The 248-nt window shown below is 73.4% G+C and carries 1 protein-coding gene; it reads left to right on the top strand.

The features are described from left to right. Positions 1 to 145: 145 nt before the first annotated feature. A partial coding sequence (locus SB660_RS22650) for a beta-N-acetylglucosaminidase domain-containing protein (protein WP_410584749.1) occupies positions 146 to 248 on the top strand: 103 nt, incomplete at its 3' end.

Genomic DNA, 248 nt, shown 5'->3' with positions numbered 1-248 from the left:
CGCACCGCCTCCACACCGCACACGACGCGGACCGGATCGCCGTCGTGCGGGACGGGTCCATCGAGGAGCTCGGCAGCCACGACGACCTGGTCGCGGCGGGCGGCGCCTACGCGGAACTCTGGTCGTCCTGGCACGGGGGCACCCGATGAGCGGCCTCGCCTACCGTGGCGTCATCGAGGGTTTCTACGGCGAACCGTGGTCGCACGCCGACCGGCTGGCCTGGTTCGACCGCGGCGGCGCACTCGGAC

Origin of the sequence: Bacillus sp. SIMBA_005 (genome assembly GCF_046535585.1) — a bacterium.
Taxonomy (GTDB): Bacteria; Bacillota; Bacilli; order Bacillales; family Bacillaceae; genus Bacillus; species Bacillus pumilus.
The sequence above is the reverse complement of the archived record's forward strand: the minus strand, read 5'-3'. Positions and strand labels throughout refer to the sequence as shown.